This window comes from Pseudescherichia vulneris, from assembly GCF_902164725.1.
Taxonomy (GTDB): domain Bacteria; phylum Pseudomonadota; class Gammaproteobacteria; order Enterobacterales; family Enterobacteriaceae; genus Pseudescherichia; species Pseudescherichia vulneris.
In genome coordinates this window covers 882,404-886,225 of the sequence record NZ_LR607338.1, presented here as the reverse complement: position 1 = coordinate 886,225, position 3,822 = coordinate 882,404, and the positions used below count along the sequence as shown (strand labels likewise).

Sequence of the window (3,822 nt, the reverse complement as noted above, 5' to 3'; positions counted from 1 at the left end):
ATAACTTTCCTATGATGTCATACCAATTGCTAAAAGCTTAATTCAGGTCAAAGCATACAACCATACAAGCGTTACTCTCAATGCGTCCTGATCTCATCAAACCATAGGTCATATAATGCAAAACACGCTCTTAACGGCAAAGGCTACGCTGCCTGACTACGATCGTACAAAACTGGTTCCCCGTATCGTCCATTTAGGTTTTGGTGCATTTCACCGCGCCCACCAGGGCGTCTACACGGACATCCTGGCGGCAGATCACAACAGTGACTGGGGCTACTGCGAGGTCAATCTGATCGGCGGCGAGCAGCAGATTGCCGATCTTAAGCAGCAGGATAACCTCTATACCGTGGCGGAGATGTCCGCCGATGCCTGGACGGCGCGCGTCGTCGGGGTAGTAAAACGCGCTCTGCACGCTCAGGTCGACGGCCTGGAAACCGTGTTTGCCGCGCTCTGTGAGCCGCAGGTGGCAATTGTCTCTCTGACCATCACCGAGAAAGGCTACTGCCATGCGCCTGCCACCGGCGAGTTAATGCTGGATCATCCTCTGATCGTTGCCGATCTGCAAAACCCGCAGCAGCCGAAGTCCGCGCCGGGCGTGATCGTTGAAGCGCTGGCCCGCCGCAAAGCCGCTGGACTGCCAGCCTTTACCGTGATGTCCTGCGATAACATGCCGGAAAACGGTCACGTGGTGCGCAACGTAGTCTGCGCCTACGCTCGGGCGGTGGACGCTGAGCTTGGCGAGTGGATTGCGCAAAACGTCACCTTCCCGTCAACCATGGTGGACCGTATCGTTCCGGCCGTAACGGCGGATACGCTCGACAAAATCGAACAGCTGACCGGCGTACGCGATCCGGCGGGCGTGGCCTGCGAGCCGTTCCGTCAGTGGGTGGTAGAAGATAACTTCGTTGCCGGACGTCCTGAGTGGGAAAAAGCGGGCGCAGAGCTGGTGGCTGACGTAGTGCCGTTCGAAGAGATGAAGCTGAGAATGCTCAACGGCAGCCACTCGTTTCTGGCGTACCTTGGCTATCTGGCCGGTTACCAGCACATCAACGAGTGCATGGAAGACGAAAACTATCGCCGCGCTGCGCATGCGTTGATGTTAAACGAGCAGGCACCGACGTTGAAGGTGAAGGGCGTCGATCTGGCTCACTACGCGGATCTGCTGATTGACCGCTACAGCAACCCGGCGCTGCGCCACCGTACCTGGCAGATCGCGATGGACGGAAGCCAGAAGCTGCCCCAGCGTATGCTGGATTCCGTTCGCTGGCATCTGGTGCACAACAGCGACTTCTCCCTGCTGGCGCTAGGTGTGGCAGGCTGGATGCGTTACGTTGGCGGCGTAGATGAGCAAGGGCAGGCGATTGAGGTCAGCGATCCGCTGCTGTCTACTATTCAGCAGGCGGTGAGCGGTAGCGAAGAGGGCGAAGCCCGCGTGATGGCGCTGCTGGGCATTGAAGCGATCTTTGGTAAAGAGCTGCCGCAGGAGCGTGCTTTCGTGGAAAGGATCCAGCAGGCTTATCAGCAACTGCTGACTCAAGGGGCGAAAGCCACGGTCGCACAGTACGCGCAACGTTAATCAAACGCCGTTTTCGCAATGCAATGCCGATCGATTAACAGCGATCGGCATTTTTTTATTTATTTTTCTGGCCTCTAAGAATTTCCTAATGCGTTATTTATCAAATTATTAGCGGGTGTTGCCGCTGGGCTGTTTTTGTCATCTGCCGTTTCGCGGTATACGGCTCCTGAGTGACCTGGCGATCTTCTCTCTTCGTTATCCTACCCAGCTATTAGGTCTTCTCGTTGCCTTCTGCATGCTTCTACAAAGAATAACCTGCTTACATCCTGCTAGTGCAGCCCGCCAGGTAGTCAGGGTATAGATCCGCTCTATTTTGCTTATAGGGATCAGGCATTTTGCACAATCGAATAACCGTTCAGCTTGCCGTTGAGGGACTGCTTTTCTGGAAACTCGCTGGCCGTGAGGCGATGTCCGAGTCGTTTGAACTGACGCTAACCGTGCTTGGTACCGATGCCCGTCTGGATCGCAGCATGCTGCTGGGCCAGCCGGTGACCATCACCATCCCGACGCAGAACCCGCTGTCTCCGCGTTACATCAACGGCAAAATCACTAAGGCGGCCGTAAGTGCGGTGGAGCTGACCGGTAAACGCTATGCGGCGTATAAGCTGATCGTCGAGCCGGACCTGTGGCCGATGAAGCGTGACCGCAACCTGCGCATCTTTCAGGGCCAGACGGTACCGCAGATCGTCAACACGTTGCTGGGCGAGTTTCAGGTCAGCGTGGAGAACAGGCTTACCGGCAGCTACCGGGTGTGGGACTACTGCGTACAGTATCAGGAGAGCAGCTTCGCGTTTATTAGCCGTCTGATGGAGCTGGAGGGCATTGCTTACCATTTCCGCCATGAAGCGGACAGGCACACGCTGGTACTGACGGATGCAGCCGGGCAGCATCAGCCCTTCAGCGGCTATGAAATCATTCCCTACCACGTAACGCCGTCGGGCGGCAGCACGGACGAGGAGGGTATCGGCCAGTGGGCCCTGGAGGACAGCGTGACGCCGGGGCTCTACAGCCTGGACGACTACGACTTCCGCAAGCCGAATGCATGGCTATTGCAGGCGCAGCAGAACGCTGCCTCATCGCAGCCGGGAAGCATTGATGTCTATGACTGGCCGGGGCGTTTTGTAGAGCACGGCCACGGCGAATTTTATGCCCGCATCCGTCAGGAGCGCTGGCAGGTGGAACACCGACAGATACACGCCACCGCCACGGCAATGGGCATCGCGCCGGGGTACATCTTCACCCTGAGTGATGCGCCGTTCTTCAGCGACAACGGCGAATACCTGACCACTTCAGCAACCTATGAGTTTGTGGAGAACCGCTACGCCAGCGGGTCTGAAGATGACACCGTTCACTCTACCGTGTTTACGGTTATCCCGGCGGCGGTGGTGTTCCGCCCGGCGCAGACCGCCCCGTGGCCGCGAACGTACGGCCCGCAGACGGCAAGGGTAGTAGGGCCGGAGGGCGAGAGCATCTGGACGGACAGATACGGCCGGGTGAAGGTGAAGTTCCACTGGGACCGGCTGGCGAAAGGAGATGATACCAGTTCGTGCTGGGTGCGCGTCTCCAGCGCGTGGGCAGGCCAGGGCTACGGCGGGGTGCAGATCCCACGCGTAGGCGACGAGGTGGTGGTGGATTTTATCAACGGCGATCCGGACCGGCCAATCATCACCGGCAGGGTATACAACGAGGCGAGCATGCCGCCGTGGGCACTCCCGGCCGCCGCTACGCAGATGGGATTCATGAGCCGCACCAAGGATGGTTCGCCGGATAACGCCAACGTTCTGCGCTTTGAGGACAGAGCGGGAGAGGAGCAGGTGTGGATCCAGGCCGAGCGGAATATGGACACCCACGTGAAGAATGATGAGACGCACAGCGTAAACGGTGGACGCAGCCACTACGTGCGCAAAAATGAACTGCACCGCGTTGAGGCTAATCGGACTCAGGCAGTAAAAGGGGAAAGCGAGATCTTGACCGGGAAGGGGAAATTGGACGCGGCGGTGGATCAGTATGTCATTGCCTCGGGTACGAAGCTGCGTCTGGTCTCCGGGGAGAGTGCAATCGAGCTGAACGCCAACGGTCAGATTAACCTCATCGGCAAAGAGTTTAATCTCTTTGTTGAGGGGGAAGGGTATATAACCACCGGCAGCAAGATTCACCTCAATGTATCCGGAACCCAGCCAGGAACTACCGCGCCGGGTGCAGAGCATAAAAGTGATATTGAGGCGGCGGTGCGGGCGAAATTTAGG

Annotated in this window: 2 protein-coding genes; both read left to right on the top strand. The window is 57.8% G+C overall.

Going from position 1 to position 3,822, the window contains the following annotated elements:
* The first annotated feature begins 115 nt into the window (after nucleotides 1-115).
* Nucleotides 116-1,576 (top strand): mannitol dehydrogenase family protein, encoded by a 1,461-nt coding sequence (locus FN633_RS03555; protein ID WP_154056764.1) that lies wholly within the window; start codon nucleotides 116-118, stop codon nucleotides 1,574-1,576.
* Nucleotides 1,577-1,911: 335 nt separating this feature from the next.
* On the top strand, nucleotides 1,912-3,822 hold a 1,911-nt coding region (locus FN633_RS03550; protein ID WP_154058811.1), incomplete at its 3' end, for a type VI secretion system Vgr family protein.